This is a genomic window from Bacillus mycoides, assembly GCF_018742245.1.
Taxonomy (GTDB): domain Bacteria; phylum Bacillota; class Bacilli; order Bacillales; family Bacillaceae_G; genus Bacillus_A; species Bacillus_A cereus_U.
Window position 1 is genome coordinate 3939656 of the sequence record NZ_CP036132.1, and the last position, 16903, is coordinate 3956558.

Here is a 16903-nt window from a genome sequence, read left to right on the forward strand (position 1 = left end):
GATACAGCTAGTTTTTTTATTCCATATTGTTCGCAATGTACAGTAGATTTTGTTTAATCACATCTTCATCTTTCTCATCTACATTACGATATAATAGCTGGTATTCAATCCCCTTCTCTTTCCATATAAGCGTAGCAAATTCGTCCCCTCGCTCGTAATCATCCTTATTTTTAAAATAAGCAGGTGCTCCATTATTCAATTTCATTTGTTCTTGAAATCGATTCTCTTCTACGAGGTATGGAAAACTGTAAGAAAAGTTGGCCACTGTTAACTCTATATAATCGTGCCTTCCTTTCTCTTGTTGCTTATATTTAATCGTTAAGACAGCATTCTTCTTTCCCATCGTTCTTACCTCTCCCTTCACATCACTCGTAATGTCATAAGGTAAAAACGTTGGAACTTTAAACTTCGCCGGAAAATATTTTGGAATTTCCTTTAGCGGAATCGGATCAGTAACACGGTCCTTAGCCCCTCCTGTTGTTCCTACAAATGTTTTTTCTTCTTGTATCGTTTGTTGAAATGAACATGAGCTAAGTATTACACTAGAAAACACGAAACAAATGATTCCTTTTTTCAATTTGTTTCCGCCCTTTCATACCGCCCTCTTAACGAGCGAAGCGTTTATACTCTCTTCTATTCGCTTCGTTAGCAAACGCTTCCTCCGAAAACTTTCCACGTTATTCTCACACATTTTGACAAAAATTCTTTGCAGGCATAAAAAAGACCCCGCTACTCTTACGCCCAAATAAAAAGGTTACGCGAGCAACAGAAGTCATGCTTATAACATAGATTGTGAAAAGCTTTTCAGGTCAAGATTTTTTCATTCTTATTATTTTCCCCTTATAATTGAGTAAAGAGGTGATACATATGGCCAATATAAAACAAATTGCAAAAACTGCTGGTGTATCCATATCAACGGTTTCCCGTGTCCTTAATAATCATCCTTACGTAAAAGAAGAAAAACGTAAGCGTGTTCTAGATGCAGTTGAAGAATTGAACTATGCAAAAAATATAAATGCTATCCATTTAATAAAAGGTAAAACATATACGATTGGCGTTATGCTACCTTTCATTAATGTTCCATACTTTAGCACGATCATTGAAGGAATCGGAAACGAAGCGTTAGCAGCTGGATATCATATTAATTTATGCCAAACGAATTACGATAGTATTGAAGAAATTCGCGTTCTTGAAATGATGAAAATGAAGCAATTTGATGGGATGATTATTTGCTCTCGCACGAGTTCATGGGAACAAATTGAACCGTTTGCAAAATTTGCCCCTATTATTTCATGCGAAAAAATGAACCATCCTCTCATTTCATCTGTCTATGTAGATCATTATGAGGGCTTCCGTCTTGGTACTTCCTATTTACTCAGTAAAGGTCATGAAAAAATCGGCATTTGTTTAGCAAGAAAAACAAGTGTTAATTCAATCGAGCGTGAAAAAGCTTTCGCCGATACCCTTCGTCACGAAGGAAAAACAGTGCACCCTGATTGGATTTTCCATCAATGTTATACGATGCAGGACGGGGCAAAAATACTTCACCGTATTTTAAACATGAAAAATCGCCCAACCGCTATTTTCACAGCGAACGATCAAGTTGCTGCTGGTTTATTAACAGAGGCAAAAAAACATGGCATTCGCATACCTGAAGACCTCGCTATCCTGGGATTTGATAACCATGAAATTTCAAAAGCATTAGAAATTACAACTATTGAACATCCCGGGCTCACAATGGGATCACATGCCTTTTCTTTATTCCATAAACAAATTCAAAGCGAGCAAATTATCGGCAGCACAGAAGAACTTTCGTTCCATTTAATTGAGCGAGAAACAGTCTAAAAAAGGAGCGTTAACTATAGCGCTCTTTTTTTAGTTCTCCGCCTATTGACTTTATATTTTTCATCTCATATAATTAACCTAACGAACGGTAGGTAGGGGATGAAAATGACAGCAAACCGCATTAAAGCTGTAGCACTTTCTCATTTCGCGCGCTACGGCTACGAAGGAACTTCATTAGCAAATATTGCTCAAGAAGTTGGGATTAAAAAGCCATCGATTTACGCACACTTTAAAGGAAAAGAAGAGCTATATTTTACATGCTTAGAATCCGCTCTTCAAAAAGATTTGCAGAGCTTCACAGACGATATCGAAAATTTTTCCAAATCGTCTACTGAAGAATTGCTCTTAAATTTGTTAAAAGGCTATGCAAAACGATTTGGTGAAAGTGAAGAATCAATGTTTTGGTTACGAACTTCTTATTTTCCGCCGGATGCATTTCGCGAACAAATTATTGATAAAGCGAATGTACACATTGAAAATGTCGGAAAACTTTTATTACCTGCGTTTAAAAGAGCAAGCGAACAAGATGAACTGCATAACATTGAAGTAAAAGACGCTTTGGAGGCTTTTTTATGCTTACTTGACGGCCTTATGGTTGAACTACTATACGCAGGTTTAAATCGTTTTGAGACACGTTTAGAAGCTTCTTGGAAAGTATTTTGGCGCGGACTTTCAAACTGACGGATTGCTCCTTTGCAATGCGTCGTTTTTAAGCCCTTTACCTAACGACTGGTAGGAAGGAGAAATGACATATGGCATGGATTTATGTAATCATAGCTGGTATTATTGAAATCTTTTGGGTTATTGGACTAAAACACGCGGAGGCACCACTTGAGTGGGCTGGTGTTGCTCTATTAATTACAATTAGTTTCGTCTTATTATTTAGAGCTTATAAAGATTTACCTGTCGGTACTGTATATGCAGTCTTTACAGGAATTGGAGCTGGTGGAATCGTTCTTACCGAGATTTTCATCTTCGGAGAACCTTTCTCTATTGTAAAAGTATTATTAATCGGTTTAATCTTCTTCGGCGTAATTGGTTTAAAACGAGTAACAGAAGAAAAAGAATCGAAGGAGGCTGCATAAAATGGCTTGGGTATTTTTAATTCTAGCTGGTATTTGTGAAATTATTGGTGTACTCTTTATGAAAGTAGCCACTGAAAAGAAAGGCTGGGCACCAAAAGTTATTTTAATCGCTAACTTCGGCGTAAGCTTCTTCTTCTTATCCCTTGCAATGAATACATTACCGATGGGAACTGCTTATGCAATTTGGACTGGAATCGGAACTGCCGGAAGTGCACTTCTCGGTATTCTTATTTTCCGTGAATCAGCGGATTGGCGCCGCCTTGCCTTCTTAAGCTGCATTCTGTGCGGTGCTGTTGGCTTAAAACTATTAGGCTAACGTGAGGTGAATGTCATGTGGAAAGAAAAAGGAAAACAAATGTTAGCATGGATTACACTCGGGATCGTCATTCTATTACAAATAAGTTTTCATATAATAGACTGGTTGTTTCATAAAGTAATATCCATTCTTACATTCCTTCCCAACATGGCACTTGAAATTGCATCTATCGCTTGGTCAATTATTGCCTCCATTACTATCGTGATTATATGGAGCATCGCCAAACTTTGGAACAAGTTATTTAAAGAGGACAGTTCTTCTGAAAAGAAGTAACTGTCCTTTTTTATGTCTATTTAGATTTTCTATAGAAATTTGATGCGATAAGACAAAGCAAACCAACTATGACAACACTCATACCAATCCCTTTATGCAAAATAGGAAATAGCGGTGGTATATCCGAATAAAAATTTGCTAATGTGAGACCTATTGAAAATAAAAGTACTCCTATTCTATATAACCATTTTCTTTTGTTCATCATTCTCCCTCCTAAAATTTTTCATACCCTCCTTTCTTTTGGACATACTACCTAAAAAAGGAGTGCATAATATGCAAAATTCTATACATAAGCAGATCCTATTTTTATTTTTCCTCTTTCTCATTCTCGTTATCATTTTCAGCTTTATATTACATACTCCAAAAGATGTGCCTAATAGCGTTTCTTTTTATAAACTTTTGCTCTCGTATTGCCGTTATTGAAGAAGGTGCCTTTTATGAGGCACCTTTTAAAATTCTCTCTTCTCATACAATTTCACTGAAACGAAGATAGATACTATGAACATGCATATTGAACTAACGAATAACACGCTGTTATATAGTTGAATTTGTTCTAGGTTGATTTGAAAGAACATAGAACAAATTGCTATCGGTGCTATTAGTATGAAAAGCGTAATAAAAATAGTTTTTTTATACGCTAACCAAAACGATATTGGTAAAACAAAGCTTAAATACACTAAAATAAAGCTAATACTAGCAACCATTGTCGTTTCAATAAATTCAAATAGGTTAACCCCATTCTTCATTCCCATCGTGAAACAACCGACCGTTACGCTTATAAAAAGAATAATAATTGCTACTATATATTTCGCATACACAATTTGTTTTCTCAATATTGGTAAACTATTTACTATAACTTCACTCTCATTTTTACTATCTGCTTCAAATGTTTTTACTGTTGCCCCAATTGTAATAATTACTGACATAATTATGAACAGATTTTCCGTATCTGTTAAAGCCATATAAAAGAAAACAGGATACAATATGTACCAAATTAAAAATTTCCATTGAATGATGAAATCTTTTAAAATTAGTTGTTTCAACACTATTCTCCTCTCTCTTACAAATCACGCTCACTATACAAATTAATTGAGAATAACATAGACATGATATATAAAAGAAGCAGCCCAGCTATAAAACAAACATTTACGACTAGACTCGTGCTCCAAACATTCTCTACATCTAACCACACGTTACTTACAATCACTCCACTTAAATACCCCAATGCAAGTCCGGCAAACGGAGCAATTTGTTTTGCACTGCTATACCCTACTGAAAATTCAATTGGAAGTACAATTATGCTATAAACAAAACCACCTGTTATTCCACCAAGAATCGCTCCCCACAGCATAAATCCAGTTATATGTTCATTTTGTAACTGAATTAAACCAACCACAAGTGAGAAAATCCCACCTAAAACAAATAAAATGCTTACAAATATGTATTTTGCTATGACAATTTCTTTTCGTTGAAATGGAAGACTATTTACTAGCATTTCACTTTTATTTTTATTCTCATAACTCATTGACAGCATCATTCCAAGAACAGGTATAAACATGCTAAATGTCGTCAGAAAACTATCACTACTAAAATCAACAATAGCAAGGAAAAACAAACATATAAGATAAGCAAACCCTAACTTTCTTTGCAACATCATATCTTTTAAGACTAGTTGCCTGATCATTTATTGCACCTCCTAATATGAAAATGCCCCTTCTATAACTCTGTCTCCTGAAACATTTTCATTGAGAGCAACATGGATATGACTATACTTACTAACAATCCGATACCAAAAACACTCATTGATAATATAGCATCTTCAGAGTGAAGTACTTTTAGCATGATTGTTTTATCACCAAAAACATTGCACATAAGGCCAATCATACCCATTAAAGGAAAAATCATAATCACATTCAAGACAGTAGTAGCTTTATATCCTCCAATGTAATTAGTAGGTATCGTTACTACACAATAAATCAAGGTTGCTACTATTGCTGAAAATATTGCATATCCTGGAATAACTATATCTCTGTTCAATAAAATATTTCCTAATATTACGACTATAAAAGTTGTACTCAGACCGGCTATAATAAATAATGTGGTTGCAATATATTTAGCTATAACTATCTCTTTTCTTGTTATAGGCAAACTCACTAATACTTTTTCTGTTTTACTTTTCTCTTCATAATAAAAAGAAATATATATAATCGTACTACATGTTATAAATAATCCTATTGCAATCCCCATTGGTTCTACGGAATTTCTAAAAATAGATAAAATAGGTATTAAAAAATAGAAAGGAAACATCTTCTTCTGTAAGAAAAACTCCTTCAAAATCAACTGTTGCATATGAACTCTCCTCTCTATAAATCACGTGCTCCGTAAATTTTAATTGTAAGAAACATAGAGGCGATATATATACTAGCTAGTGTAATTAATCCAACTATAAATATGCCAAGATGTAATGGATTCATAATCCACTCAATGAATGAAGGTGCTGTTTCATTCAGCCCATCACTAATAAATATCCAAAGTATTCCCCCCACTCCTATTGATGCTGCTGATACTATACTTCTTACTACCTTCGATTTTGTACCATAATAACTAGGGAAAAAGGTGACAACCAAAAATACGGCGTAAACAACCCCATTTACTACTCCATACCATGGAACTTCAATGTATAGATTAGGATGATATGCACCGATATCACCAATAACAGCGATACCTCTTATAAGAAAAGCAGCCAACATAGTGGAGAACATACCACCTACAATAAATATTGCACTGGAAATATATCTAGCAATTATGATATCCTTTTTACTTAACGGTAAACTATTAATAATAATATCACTTGTATTTCGTTCATCTATTACGACTAATATCGTAACTGAGGAAAGAGTTATAAATAAACAACTCATAGGAAACAGCATTCCATCACCCTGTTCAAATAAAAAGAATATAAAAGGTATAGTAAGATACACTAACCATATCCCCCGAAAAAAGAACAAATCTTTATATACGAGCTGACGCATAGGCACCTCTCCCTTTCGCAGTGTAAACGATGATATCATCTAATGTAGGTTTTTCTAGTACAACCTCATTTCCAAACCAATCGATAATTGCTTGTCTATCCTCTGCTAAACCTTCAAAGCCAAATTTATTTTTTCGTAGTCCAACAAATAGTTCTTTTCCTTCTCGATCTAATAAATCATTGCTTCCCTTTACGATTACGTAGTTCTCCATTAATTCATCTTTCTCACCAGTAAATATAATTTCTCCATCATTGATGAACGTAATGTAATCCGCGATGCGTTCTAAGTCTGTAGTAATGTGTGTGGAAAATAAGACAGATACTTCATCCTCCATCACAATCTCTTGCAGCATATCAAGTAATTCACTTCGAACAACTGGATCTAACCCTGCTGTTGGTTCATCCATAATAATGAATTCCGCATGGTGTGAAAGTGCGATTGCAATCGCAAATTTCATTTTCATCCCCTTGGATAACTCTTTAATCTTTTTATACGTTGGAACTTGTAATCTCTGCATATACGATTGATACTGCTTTTCGTCCCATTTTTTATATAACGGTGCAATAATCCGTTTCATTTGCTCACACGTTAAATCTTCGTAATAATGATTTTCATCATATACAAAACCGATATTTTGTTTTATTTCTTTTTCAGCTTTCTTATTGTCCTTACCAAAAATTTTTATATCACCGCTCTCTTTTCTAATTAAATTCATAATCAGTTTGATCGTCGTACTTTTTCCAGCTCCATTCGGTCCGATAAATCCCATAATATATCCACGTGGCAATGTAAAACTTACATTTTTCAATGAGAAATCTTGATAAGTTTTACAAACGTTTTTTAGCTCTAACATCTCTTATTCCCCCTTGTATAAACACGCAATCATCTGTTGCAACTCTTCAAGTGAAAGCTGCAACACTTTACTTTCATTCACAATCTCTTCCGCTTTACTTTCCAATAGACGTAGCCGCTGTTCTTTTAATAGTTCATTATTTTTACGTGAAACATAAGTCCCCTTCCCAGCAACAGTTTCTATATATCCTTCTTTTTCAAGCTCCTCGTACGCGCGCTTCGTTGTAATTACACTAATTTGTAATTCCTTCGCTAAGCTACGAATAGACGGTAATTGGTCTCCACCCTTTAAACCACCATTTAAAATAAGCTGGCTTAATTGTTTCCTTATTTGCACATAAATAGGGTCTTGGGAAGAATTCGAAATAATAATATTCATGTTTTCCTCCAGTGTGTATATACTGTATATACACAACATCCTATTTTTGGCAAGAAAAAAAGACCAACATTTTCCTGTTGGTCTTTCGTATATGTATCACTTTTCAAAGCGATCTAACATTTCGTCTCTCATTCCGAAACTAACAACCGCAATTCCTACATACATAAAAAGAAGGAATGCTGGATGAACTGTATTGTACCAGCTGCTATCAACAATTAAATAAATCGTTAACGCCACAACAAGAACAAATGCTAAAATAAACATATAAAAGTGTCTTGTATTACCCATGATAAACTCCTCTCTTCTCTCTTCACCATTCAACAGTATATTGTATCGAATAATTCGATATGACTCAAGGTTAACTTTCTGTTATGTAATCAAGTTCTACCTTTACAATGTCCTCACACGCTATTGAAATGATTGTTCCTTGTTTATCAATCGCTGTCACTTCTCTATTATCCATTACACGGTGCGCTACTCTTTCTAACACTTTTCCTTGGTCTCTGTAACAAAATTCTTTTACATCTTTAATTGTTTCTCCATTTTCTAAATGGTATACCATTCTATAACATCGATATCCCACGCTTCCACCCCCCGCCTTGCTCGTTTTTTCACATATACATAAAAATGAGTAATTTCTACCTCATCACGTCTTCTTAATTTCAATAAAATTCTAACAAAAATAAATACTTTTATCAAACCGACTTTTTCAACAAAAACACCTATAAAACCGCATCTTTACAGCAATATGAAACAAAAAATATAAATTTTTAACATTTTTTTCATTCTAGCTGCACCAATGTTGAAAAAAAAAAGAACCCGCATGTAGCGAGTTCTTTTATTCCAATCACACTTGTACAGGTGCTAGCTTTTCATAACGTAAAACTGGTTTACGAGCAGCCAATGTTTCATCCAAACGTTTAATTACCGTTGTATGTGGCGCTTCTTGTACAACTTCTGGATTTTCTTCTACCTCTTTAGCAATTTGAATCATCTTATCAATGAAACCATCTAATGTTTCTTTTGATTCTGTTTCTGTTGGTTCAATCATAATACATTCTTCCACATTTAATGGGAAGTAAATTGTTGGTGGATGGTAACCGAAATCAAGCAGACGTTTTGCAATATCTAATGTACGCACACCAAGTTTCTTTTGACGACGACCTGATAATACAAATTCATGCTTGCAATGTCTGTCGAATGGAAGATCATAGAATGGTGCTAATCTTCTCATCATATAGTTCGCATTTAATACAGCATACTCAGTTACTGCACGTAGTCCATCTGGACCCATAGAACGAATATATGTGTATGCACGAACGTTAATTCCGAAGTTACCATAGAATGGTTTCACACGCCCAATTGCTTCTGGACGATCATAGTTGAAGTGATAGCCATTTTCCGTTTTCTCCAAAATCGGTTTTGGTAAGTACGGAATTAAATCAGCTTTCACACCTACTGGACCAGAACCTGGGCCACCGCCGCCATGCGGACCTGTAAATGTTTTATGAAGGTTTAAATGCACAACGTCAAATCCCATATCTCCTGGGCGTGCTTGGCTTAATACCGCATTTAAGTTTGCACCATCATAGTATAATTTACCGCCTGCGTTATGGACAATTTCTGCCATTTCTAAAATATTTTCTTCGAATAGGCCTAATGTATTTGGATTTGTTAACATAAGTGCTGCTGTTTCTTCGTTTACAACACGTTTTAAATCAGCTAAGTCAACAAGACCATGTTCATTTGATTTCACCGTAATTGTTTCAAAACCAGCTACTGTTGCAGACGCCGGGTTTGTTCCGTGAGCAGAGTCAGGAACAATTACTTTCGTACGGTTAAAGTCACCATTTGCTTCATGATATGCACGGATTAACATTAAACCTGTCCATTCACCATGTGCACCAGCTGCTGGCTGTAACGTAACAGTATCCATACCTGTAATTTCAATTAAATGTTCTTGTAAGTCGTACATTAATTCCATTGCACCTTGCACTGTTTTTTCATCTTGAAGTGGATGAATATTGGCAAAGCCTGCGAAACGAGCTACGTTTTCATTAATTTTCGGATTATATTTCATCGTACAAGATCCAAGTGGATAGAATCCAGAATCAACGCCGTGGTTACGGTTTGAAAGAGCTGTGTAATGGCGCATAATATCAAGTTCAGATACTTCTGGAAGCTCTGCATCTTCAACTCGAATATAATCGCTCTCAAATACATCTTCTAATTTTACTTCTTCTACATCTAATTTGGGTAAGCTATATCCTACGCGTCCTTCTTTAGTCACTTCAAAAATAAGTGCTTGGTCTTGGTTCTTCATTGGATAGCCCCCATTTCGTTTACAAGTGTGTCAATTTCCTCTTTTGTACGAAGCTCTGTTACTGCTACAAGCATATGATTTTCATGCTCTTTATAATCACGGCCTAGGTCGTAACCACCGATAATATTCTTTTGTATTAATACATCATTTATTTCTTTAACTGGACGTTTGCAATCTACAACAAATTCATTAAAGAATGGTCCAGCGAACGTTACAGTGAAGCCTTTCGCTTCGAATTGACGCTTTGCATATTGTGCTTTAGAAATATTTTGACGTGCCATTTCTTTCACACCTTGTTTTCCAAGTGCAGTCATTGCAACTGATGCTGCTAATGCATTTAACGCTTGGTTTGAACAAATGTTAGACGTCGCTTTATCACGGCGAATATGCTGTTCACGTGCTTGTAACGTTAATACAAATCCACGTTTACCATCTGAATCTACAGTTTGTCCGACAAGACGTCCTGGAATTTTACGCATAAATGCTTTCGTTGTTGCAAAGTAACCACAATGAGGTCCACCAAACTGCGTTGGGATACCAAATGGCTGTGCATCACCGATTACAATATCAGCACCAAATTTCCCTGGTGGTGTTAATGCACCTAATGATAATGGATTTGAAGAAACGATAAATAATGATTTTTGTTGATGAACGATTTTTTCAATATCAGCTAACTTTTCAACTTGTCCGAAGAAGTTTGGATATTGAACGATTACACAAGCAACTGTATCATCTACTTCACTTTGTAATACGTCTAAATCTGTTACACCGTTTTTATGATCAATTTCAACAACTTCAAGATTTTGACCTTTTGCATATGTTTCAAGTACCGCTCTTGATTCTGGATGAACTGCATTAGACACAAGAATTTTCTTTTTGCGAGTATGACCAGCTGCTAACATTGCCGCTTCAGCTAATGCTGTACCTCCGTCATACATAGAAGAGTTCGCTACATCCATTCCTGTTAATTCACAAATCATTGTTTGGAACTCAAAAATTGCTTGTAATTCCCCTTGTGAAATTTCTGGTTGGTATGGTGTGTAAGCTGTATAAAATTCTGAACGAGAAATTACATGATCAACAATTACTGGAGCGTAATGATCGTATACACCTGCTCCTAAGAAAGAAGCGTATTCTTTTAAGTTCGCATTTTTGCTAGCCATTTGAGATAGCTCTTTTAAAAGCTCTGGCTCTGATTTTGCTTCTTTAATTTTTAAATCCCCTTTAAAACGAACACTCTCTGGAATATCAGAGAATAACTCATCAATCGTCTGAACGCCGATTGTTTGTAACATTTCTTTTTTGTCTTCTTCTGTCATTGGAAGATAACGATGCAACATGAAATCTACCCCTCTCCCCGTTACTTTGAACGTTTATAAAATGGTGTTGGAACAACTACTGCTTTGACGCGTTTATTACGAATTTCAATTTCTACTTCTGTATCAACTGTTGCGTATTTCACATCAATTAGTGCTAAACCAATGCTTTTCTTTAACGTTGGAGATTGTGTACCACTCGTTACTTCCCCGATTTTTTCTTCTCCTATAAATACAGGGTAATGCGTACGAGGAATACCGCGTTCGATTACTTCGATGCCGACTAATTTACGAGATGCACCGTTTTCCTTTTGCTCTTTTAACGTTTCTTTCCCAAAGAAATCTGCTTCTTTATTTGGTTTTACCGCAAAGCCAATTCCCGCTTCAATCGGTGTAATATCTTTTGATAACTCTTGTCCGTATAACGGAAGTGTTGCTTCGAAGCGAAGTGTATCACGAGCACCTAAGCCACATGGTTTTAACCCATCTTCTTCTCCAACTTCAAGAAGTTTCACCCAAAGTTTTGCAGCATCTTCACTCTTACAGTAAATTTCGAATCCATCTTCACCTGTATAACCTGTACGAGATACAAGTGCAGGAATTCCATCTACAAGAATATCGTTTTTAAATTTAAAGAACTTAATTTCTTTCAAATCTTCTGACACAACTTTTTGTAAAATGTCTTGTGCTTTTGGTCCTTGAATTGCAAGTTGCGCAACTTCACTAGAAACATTGACTACTTTTGCATCGCCAATTACATGACTTGCTAACCATTCGTAATCTTTCTCGATATTTGATGCATTGATTACTAATAAATAGTCTTCTTCACCACGTTTGTAGATTAATAAATCATCTACTGTGCCGCCATTTTCATAGCACATAGCTGTATATTGTGCGCCTCCTACCTTTAAGGTAGATACGTCATTTGTAACAACACGTTGTAAAAATGCTAAACTATCTACACCCTTTACCTCTACTTCTCCCATATGAGATACATCGAACAAACCTGCTTCTGTACGTACAGCTTCATGCTCTTCTTTAATGCTTGAAAATTGAACTGGTAATTCCCAACCACCGAAGTCGATTGTTTTCCCACCATACTTCGCGTATACATCAAATAACGGTGTACGTTGTAATGTAATCATGCTCTTTCCCCCTTATGCTCTGACAAATCAATAAAAGTTGCTTCCCATATCTAAACATTTTCATTCTGAAAAGATAAGGTTATACGGAATCTCAGTATATTTTTTTATGAAAGCGTAAATAAAAAGTTACTTTCTTGGATAAAATACGAAAGATTCCACACATTTCACACCATTATCCTAACATTATTCGCTATATTTCATCAATATTCTAGCATAAAAAAAAATTTAGAATTTTTTATTCTTAATCATATTAAATACAACTTTCGAGATTTAGTCCTAAATCATTGCCTATTCTTTAACTTTTAGTAATTGTGATAGTGCCTTATTACGAGGCTTATAATAAAGATTTTTAAAATAATCACTTTAGTTTATAAAAGGTGGGAGAGTCTTAATGAATGTCGATATTTCCGTAGATCGAACGTGGCAAAATAATTTTTTAAAAAGAATTGATGAAGATGGTCCTTGGACAAATTGGGATTTATATCATTTAGCTTATAAAACAGAGAAATCATTACTCGTTCCTACTTTTGATGGATTGCAAGCACCGAAACATTTATCACATTTCACGCCGCTTCCGCATCAATTGGAGGTCGCTCGAAATGTCATCGAACAAATGAATGGTAAAGCGATTCTAGCAGATGAAGTTGGACTTGGAAAAACGATTGAAGCTGGACTTATTTTAAAAGAATACATGGTTCGAGGACTTGTAAAAAAGGTACTCATTCTCGTTCCAGCTTCTCTCGTGTCTCAGTGGGCGTATGAACTCAACACAAAATTTTTTATTCCTGCGGTCGCTCAAAAGAAAAGTTATTCTTGGGAACAAGCTGATGTCATCGTTTCATCAATCGATACTGCGAAACGTTCACCGCATCGCGATATCGTTTTAAACCTAGAATATGACCTTATTATTATCGATGAAGCACATAAACTAAAAAACAATAAAACAAAAAACTATGAATTTGCACAGCGATTAAAAAAGAAGTTTTGTTTATTACTAACTGCAACTCCTGTTCAAAATAAAATTGATGAAATCTTCAACCTCGTTTCTTTATTAAAACCAGGTCATTTAGGCAATCAATCTAATTTTGAAGAATATTATGCTTCAAAAAATCGTTCCACTGAATCCGATGAAGATTTAAAAGCTCTTATCAATAAAGTAATGGTTCGAAATAGACGCCATAACACTGGCATTGATTGGCCGAAGAGGCATGTACGAACAATCTTCGTTGAATTTAATGAAGAAGAACAAGCTTTGTATAATGAAATTGAAAATTGGCGTGAACAAAATGCCTTCACATCTGCTTTCTCATCCTTAACTTTAAAACGGGAAGCATGTAGTAGTCGTGAAGCTGTTTACTATTCATTAAAAAAACATGTAGAAAAACGGCAGAAAGAAAATGAGCATTACATAAAGGACCCACATATTGATGTGCTTATGGATAAAATTAATCATATTCCGTTTAACTCCAAAGCAAATAAAGCACTAGAGCTTATAAAAGAAATTGACGATAAAGTCATTATTTTCACTGAATATAGAGCTTCACAAATGTATTTACAATGGTTCTTACAACAACATGGCATTTCCTCTGTACCATTTCGCGGTGGATTTAAGCGCGGGAAAAAAGATTGGATGAAGGAGCTTTTCCAAAACCGTGCCCAAGTATTAATTGCGACCGAAGCTGGTGGTGAAGGAATTAACTTACAATTTTGTAGCCATATGATTAATTACGACTTACCGTGGAATCCAATGCGACTTGAGCAAAGGATTGGACGTATTCACCGCCTTGGACAAAAAAATGATGTTCATATTTATAACTTAGCAACAAAGCATACTGTTGAAGAGCACATTTTAAAACTACTATATGAAAAAATTAATTTATTTGAACGTGTAATCGGTGAACTCGATGAAATTTTAACGAGAATCAACATGAAAAATATTGATGCACATATTCAAGAAATTTTCGCGCAGTCAAAAAGCGAGGGTGAAATTCGAATCAAGATGGAAAATTTAACATCTATTATCGATTTTGCGAAGCGCAATGAAGCAGAGGTGCAGGACTATGCAGCAAAATGAAATTCATAATTACTTATACAACTTTTTTGAGGCGAATAACTGTGAAATTTTGGAGCGTTCCCCTCACCTATTAGACGTGCAGTTAACAATTGAAATGGATAAATTATTAATGAACCGCCCTTTCTATTGGCACTATCTTGAAAAAACAGGAGGCATTCCGAACCCGATGCGCCTTACTCTTATTACAAATCCGGAAAACGAAGAAAACGACGGTGAACTTATTCATTACGGTTCACCACGTTTGCATCAAATATTTGAAACGACAAAAGAACTAGGCTCATACATACGTTTATATGAGGAAGTAAAACATAGCGGGGCAACTCATACCCCTCTTCACCCTTGGCTTGGTGTAAATATAAAAGTATCTTATCAATGCGACCGAAAAAAAGACATACTTCATTCCATCGGTATTCATCTTATTTCCGGGACAATGATTGCAAACTTTCATGACACTTTAGCAGAGATCAAACTCACACCGAAAATACCTGATTTTTGTTTTACGCTCTCACCTATCATTAAGCCACAAAGTGGCTTACAACGTATAGAGGATGCTTTAAAAAGTATAATTGCTGAAGATGACCACACGTGGGCAAAAGAAGCGAGAGTGCGTTGGAATCACGATTTAGACCTTTTAAATCGATTTTACGAAGATAGCGATGAACTTCCAGAAAGCTATGAAATTGAAAAGCAAGCATTACAAGAACAATACGAACCACGTATTACAATACAAATTATAAACGGCGGTCTCTTTTATGTTACCGCAAATCATTTTCTATCTTAAAGAAAGCTCCTTCAACTGTTGAAGGAGCTTTCTTTAAGATGTTTTTCCATCCTATTCTCTATCGTCATTACGCTCTTGTTGTTTTTTCTCTGTCATACGTTTTTGATTTGCACGGTCCTTCGCGCTTACATGATTTGCATCAGTTGGAAGATTTTCTTTTGAACGACCAATTCCATTGCTCATCTTTTCCCCTCCTTTTTACACACTTCAAAATGCACCTTTATTTTCAGCTAAAAGCACAATCCTTATACAAAAAAATAAGAGCAGCCAGTAGCTGCTCTTACTCATTCACGTATTTTTGAAACATATCATGGATGCCTTGATTTACGAGGTTCGAGATCTGTTCGTCAGATTTATTCGGATAACGATCACGCAATCTGATAGATGCCTTCACCATTAAATTTTCTAATACAGAACGGCCACCTTCTCCATAAATAATTTCAGCATACTTAACAAGTCTTCCATCCTCTAATGTTGCTGGATTATGATTGAAGAAAAATTTACTCATTGTCTCCACCTCTCTCTTTGATAACGTTTACATTTATATAGATTATTTATGTTATTTATTTCACAATATTGTATGCATGTATATTTAATTAGTTTCATTATAAAGCAACATATCAATAGTAAATATGTGATTTTCCGTCCATTTTGTGAACAAAGTAAAAAAATGAAAGCGTTTCCTTTATTATATACTAAAAAAACTTACTACGCTAGGGGCAATTTCTTAATCTATTAAACATCTACTTTTCTTTTTTTTCATTAACCTTATACAATTTTCAGAAATTATATTATAAAATATATGTATGACTTAAGGAGGCCATGTATGAATCAAAATAAAAAAGCTATATTAGATCTTGTCTTTTATCTCGTATTCCCATTCCTCATTTGGAAATTTGCAAAACCTTATATCGATCCTTATTACGCAATGTTAATTTCCTCTGTTCCGGGGATTATTTATACACTGTATACCTTTAAAAAAGAAAAACAGTTTAACGTTACAGGGTTCTTTATTTTAATTACACTTATTTCTAATACAGCGGTAGACTTAATATCTGGATCAGCGGAACGAATGCTATGGAATGATGCATATTATCATATCGTACTTGGCTGCATCGTTATATGTACAATCTTTATGAAAAAACCACTTATGTTATATTTCGCAGCGGATATCGCAGCGCTGCAAGGCCATGACCGCGATAAAAGTCGTGAGCTTTATCGGGATAGTCGCATATATCCAGCACTGCAATATTTAACACTATTTTTCGGTCTTCAATTTATATTAAAAAGTTTCTTGAAAATCTATTTCATCTCTGTTTTCGGTGTAGATGGGTATGGTGAAATGAGAGCTATTATGACCGCTGTTGGCTGGGGGATTTCTATTTGTATCGGAATTGGATTTGTATGGGTAAACAATAAAATACATGCAGTTACTGAGGAAAAAGAATCCGTGCAGTAAATAACAATCCCCTAGTATATGAT

The 16903-nt window shown here is 35.2% G+C and carries 23 protein-coding genes and 1 pseudogene; 9 read left to right on the forward strand and 15 right to left on the reverse strand.

What is annotated here, in order from left to right:
- Positions 1–16 precede the first annotated feature (16 nt).
- Complete coding sequence (locus EXW56_RS20140) at positions 17–553, reverse strand: hypothetical protein (protein WP_002160511.1); 537 nt, start codon at positions 551–553, stop codon at positions 17–19.
- A gap of 314 nt (positions 554–867) precedes the next feature.
- Between EXW56_RS20140 and EXW56_RS20145 the strand changes: the two genes are divergently transcribed.
- From EXW56_RS20145 to EXW56_RS20165, 5 genes are all read left to right on the forward strand, one after another.
- Positions 868–1845 carry a LacI family DNA-binding transcriptional regulator gene (locus EXW56_RS20145; RefSeq protein WP_002111780.1) on the forward strand — a complete coding sequence of 326 codons (978 nt, stop codon included), beginning with the start codon at positions 868–870 and terminating at the stop codon, positions 1843–1845.
- Between the two features lie 99 nt (positions 1846–1944).
- Positions 1945–2526 carry a TetR/AcrR family transcriptional regulator gene (locus tag EXW56_RS20150; RefSeq protein WP_215596886.1) on the forward strand — a complete coding sequence of 194 codons (582 nt, stop codon included), beginning with the start codon at positions 1945–1947 and terminating at the stop codon, positions 2524–2526.
- A 71-nt stretch (positions 2527–2597) separates the two neighbouring features.
- A complete protein-coding gene (locus tag EXW56_RS20155) occupies positions 2598–2930 on the forward strand; it encodes a DMT family transporter (protein ID WP_215596887.1) in 333 nt (110 codons plus the stop codon).
- Position 2931: 1 nt separating this feature from the next.
- On the forward strand, positions 2932–3246 hold the full coding sequence (locus EXW56_RS20160) for a DMT family transporter (protein ID WP_002111784.1): 315 nt from the start codon (positions 2932–2934) through the stop codon (positions 3244–3246).
- 15 nt (positions 3247–3261) lie between these two features.
- Positions 3262–3519, forward strand: coding sequence for a DUF3975 family protein (locus tag EXW56_RS20165; RefSeq protein WP_215596888.1), 258 nt, complete (start codon positions 3262–3264; stop codon positions 3517–3519).
- A 16-nt stretch (positions 3520–3535) separates the two neighbouring features.
- On the opposite strand, the gene EXW56_RS20170 is transcribed toward EXW56_RS20165, so the two are convergent.
- The 12 genes from EXW56_RS20170 to gcvT all read right to left on the reverse strand — a co-directional run bounded on the left by EXW56_RS20170 (position 3536) and on the right by gcvT (position 12566).
- Entirely contained in the window at positions 3536–3721 is a 186-nt protein-coding gene (locus EXW56_RS20170; RefSeq protein ID WP_050000311.1) for a hypothetical protein, read from the reverse strand.
- Between the two features lie 247 nt (positions 3722–3968).
- Complete coding sequence (locus EXW56_RS20175) at positions 3969–4565, reverse strand: ABC-2 transporter permease (protein WP_215596889.1); 597 nt, start codon at positions 4563–4565, stop codon at positions 3969–3971.
- A 14-nt stretch (positions 4566–4579) separates the two neighbouring features.
- The gene (locus EXW56_RS20180; protein WP_215596890.1) at positions 4580–5203 is read right to left on the reverse strand and encodes an ABC-2 transporter permease; all 624 of its coding nucleotides are present in this window, start codon (positions 5201–5203) and stop codon (positions 4580–4582) included.
- 32 nt (positions 5204–5235) lie between these two features.
- The gene (locus EXW56_RS20185) at positions 5236–5868 is read right to left on the reverse strand and encodes an ABC-2 transporter permease (protein ID WP_215596891.1); all 633 of its coding nucleotides are present in this window, start codon (positions 5866–5868) and stop codon (positions 5236–5238) included.
- Between the two features lie 14 nt (positions 5869–5882).
- Entirely contained in the window at positions 5883–6551 is a 669-nt protein-coding gene (locus EXW56_RS20190; RefSeq protein ID WP_215596892.1) for an ABC-2 transporter permease, read from the reverse strand.
- Complete coding sequence (locus EXW56_RS20195) at positions 6532–7404, reverse strand: ABC transporter ATP-binding protein (protein ID WP_215596893.1); 873 nt, start codon at positions 7402–7404, stop codon at positions 6532–6534. The genes EXW56_RS20190 and EXW56_RS20195 overlap by 20 nt, the downstream gene beginning before the upstream one ends.
- 3 nt (positions 7405–7407) lie before the next feature.
- The gene (locus EXW56_RS20200) at positions 7408–7782 is read right to left on the reverse strand and encodes a GntR family transcriptional regulator (protein WP_002111795.1); all 375 of its coding nucleotides are present in this window, start codon (positions 7780–7782) and stop codon (positions 7408–7410) included.
- A 96-nt stretch (positions 7783–7878) separates the two neighbouring features.
- A complete protein-coding gene (locus tag EXW56_RS20205) occupies positions 7879–8070 on the reverse strand; it encodes a hypothetical protein (protein ID WP_002088608.1) in 192 nt (63 codons plus the stop codon).
- A 70-nt stretch (positions 8071–8140) separates the two neighbouring features.
- Positions 8141–8344, reverse strand: coding sequence for a DUF3929 family protein (locus tag EXW56_RS20210; protein ID WP_000262495.1), 204 nt, complete (start codon positions 8342–8344; stop codon positions 8141–8143).
- A 285-nt stretch (positions 8345–8629) separates the two neighbouring features.
- Positions 8630–10105, reverse strand: a complete 1476-nt coding sequence (gene gcvPB, locus EXW56_RS20215; RefSeq protein WP_002111798.1) for an aminomethyl-transferring glycine dehydrogenase subunit 2 — start codon at positions 10103–10105, stop codon at positions 8630–8632.
- Entirely contained in the window at positions 10102–11445 is a 1344-nt protein-coding gene (gcvPA, locus tag EXW56_RS20220) for an aminomethyl-transferring glycine dehydrogenase subunit 1 (protein ID WP_002111800.1), read from the reverse strand. Before gcvPA ends, gcvPB begins: the two co-directional genes overlap by 4 nt.
- A gap of 20 nt (positions 11446–11465) precedes the next feature.
- A complete protein-coding gene (gene gcvT / locus EXW56_RS20225) occupies positions 11466–12566 on the reverse strand; it encodes a glycine cleavage system aminomethyltransferase GcvT (RefSeq protein WP_002111803.1) in 1101 nt (366 codons plus the stop codon).
- A 391-nt stretch (positions 12567–12957) separates the two neighbouring features.
- Between gcvT and EXW56_RS20230 the strand changes: the two genes are divergently transcribed.
- Positions 12958–14640 carry a DEAD/DEAH box helicase gene (locus EXW56_RS20230; RefSeq protein ID WP_002199369.1) on the forward strand — a complete coding sequence of 561 codons (1683 nt, stop codon included), beginning with the start codon at positions 12958–12960 and terminating at the stop codon, positions 14638–14640.
- Complete coding sequence (locus EXW56_RS20235; protein ID WP_002199368.1) at positions 14627–15421, forward strand: YqhG family protein; 795 nt, start codon at positions 14627–14629, stop codon at positions 15419–15421. The genes EXW56_RS20230 and EXW56_RS20235 overlap by 14 nt, the downstream gene beginning before the upstream one ends.
- A 51-nt stretch (positions 15422–15472) precedes the next feature.
- Here the strand turns inward: EXW56_RS20235 and EXW56_RS27865 are convergent, their stop codons facing one another.
- Entirely contained in the window at positions 15473–15604 is a 132-nt protein-coding gene (locus EXW56_RS27865) for a hypothetical protein (protein ID WP_002111807.1), read from the reverse strand.
- Positions 15605–15701: 97 nt separating this feature from the next.
- On the reverse strand, positions 15702–15929 hold the full coding sequence (locus EXW56_RS20240; RefSeq protein ID WP_000032698.1) for a hypothetical protein: 228 nt from the start codon (positions 15927–15929) through the stop codon (positions 15702–15704).
- A gap of 72 nt (positions 15930–16001) precedes the next feature.
- Between EXW56_RS20240 and EXW56_RS20245 the strand changes: the two are divergent.
- Both EXW56_RS20245 and EXW56_RS20250 read left to right on the forward strand, forming a co-directional pair.
- Positions 16002–16120: pseudogene (locus EXW56_RS20245) on the forward strand (GTP pyrophosphokinase).
- Positions 16121–16247: 127 nt separating this feature from the next.
- Complete coding sequence (locus EXW56_RS20250) at positions 16248–16880, forward strand: VC0807 family protein (protein WP_002111808.1); 633 nt, start codon at positions 16248–16250, stop codon at positions 16878–16880.
- Positions 16881–16903 lie beyond the last annotated feature (23 nt).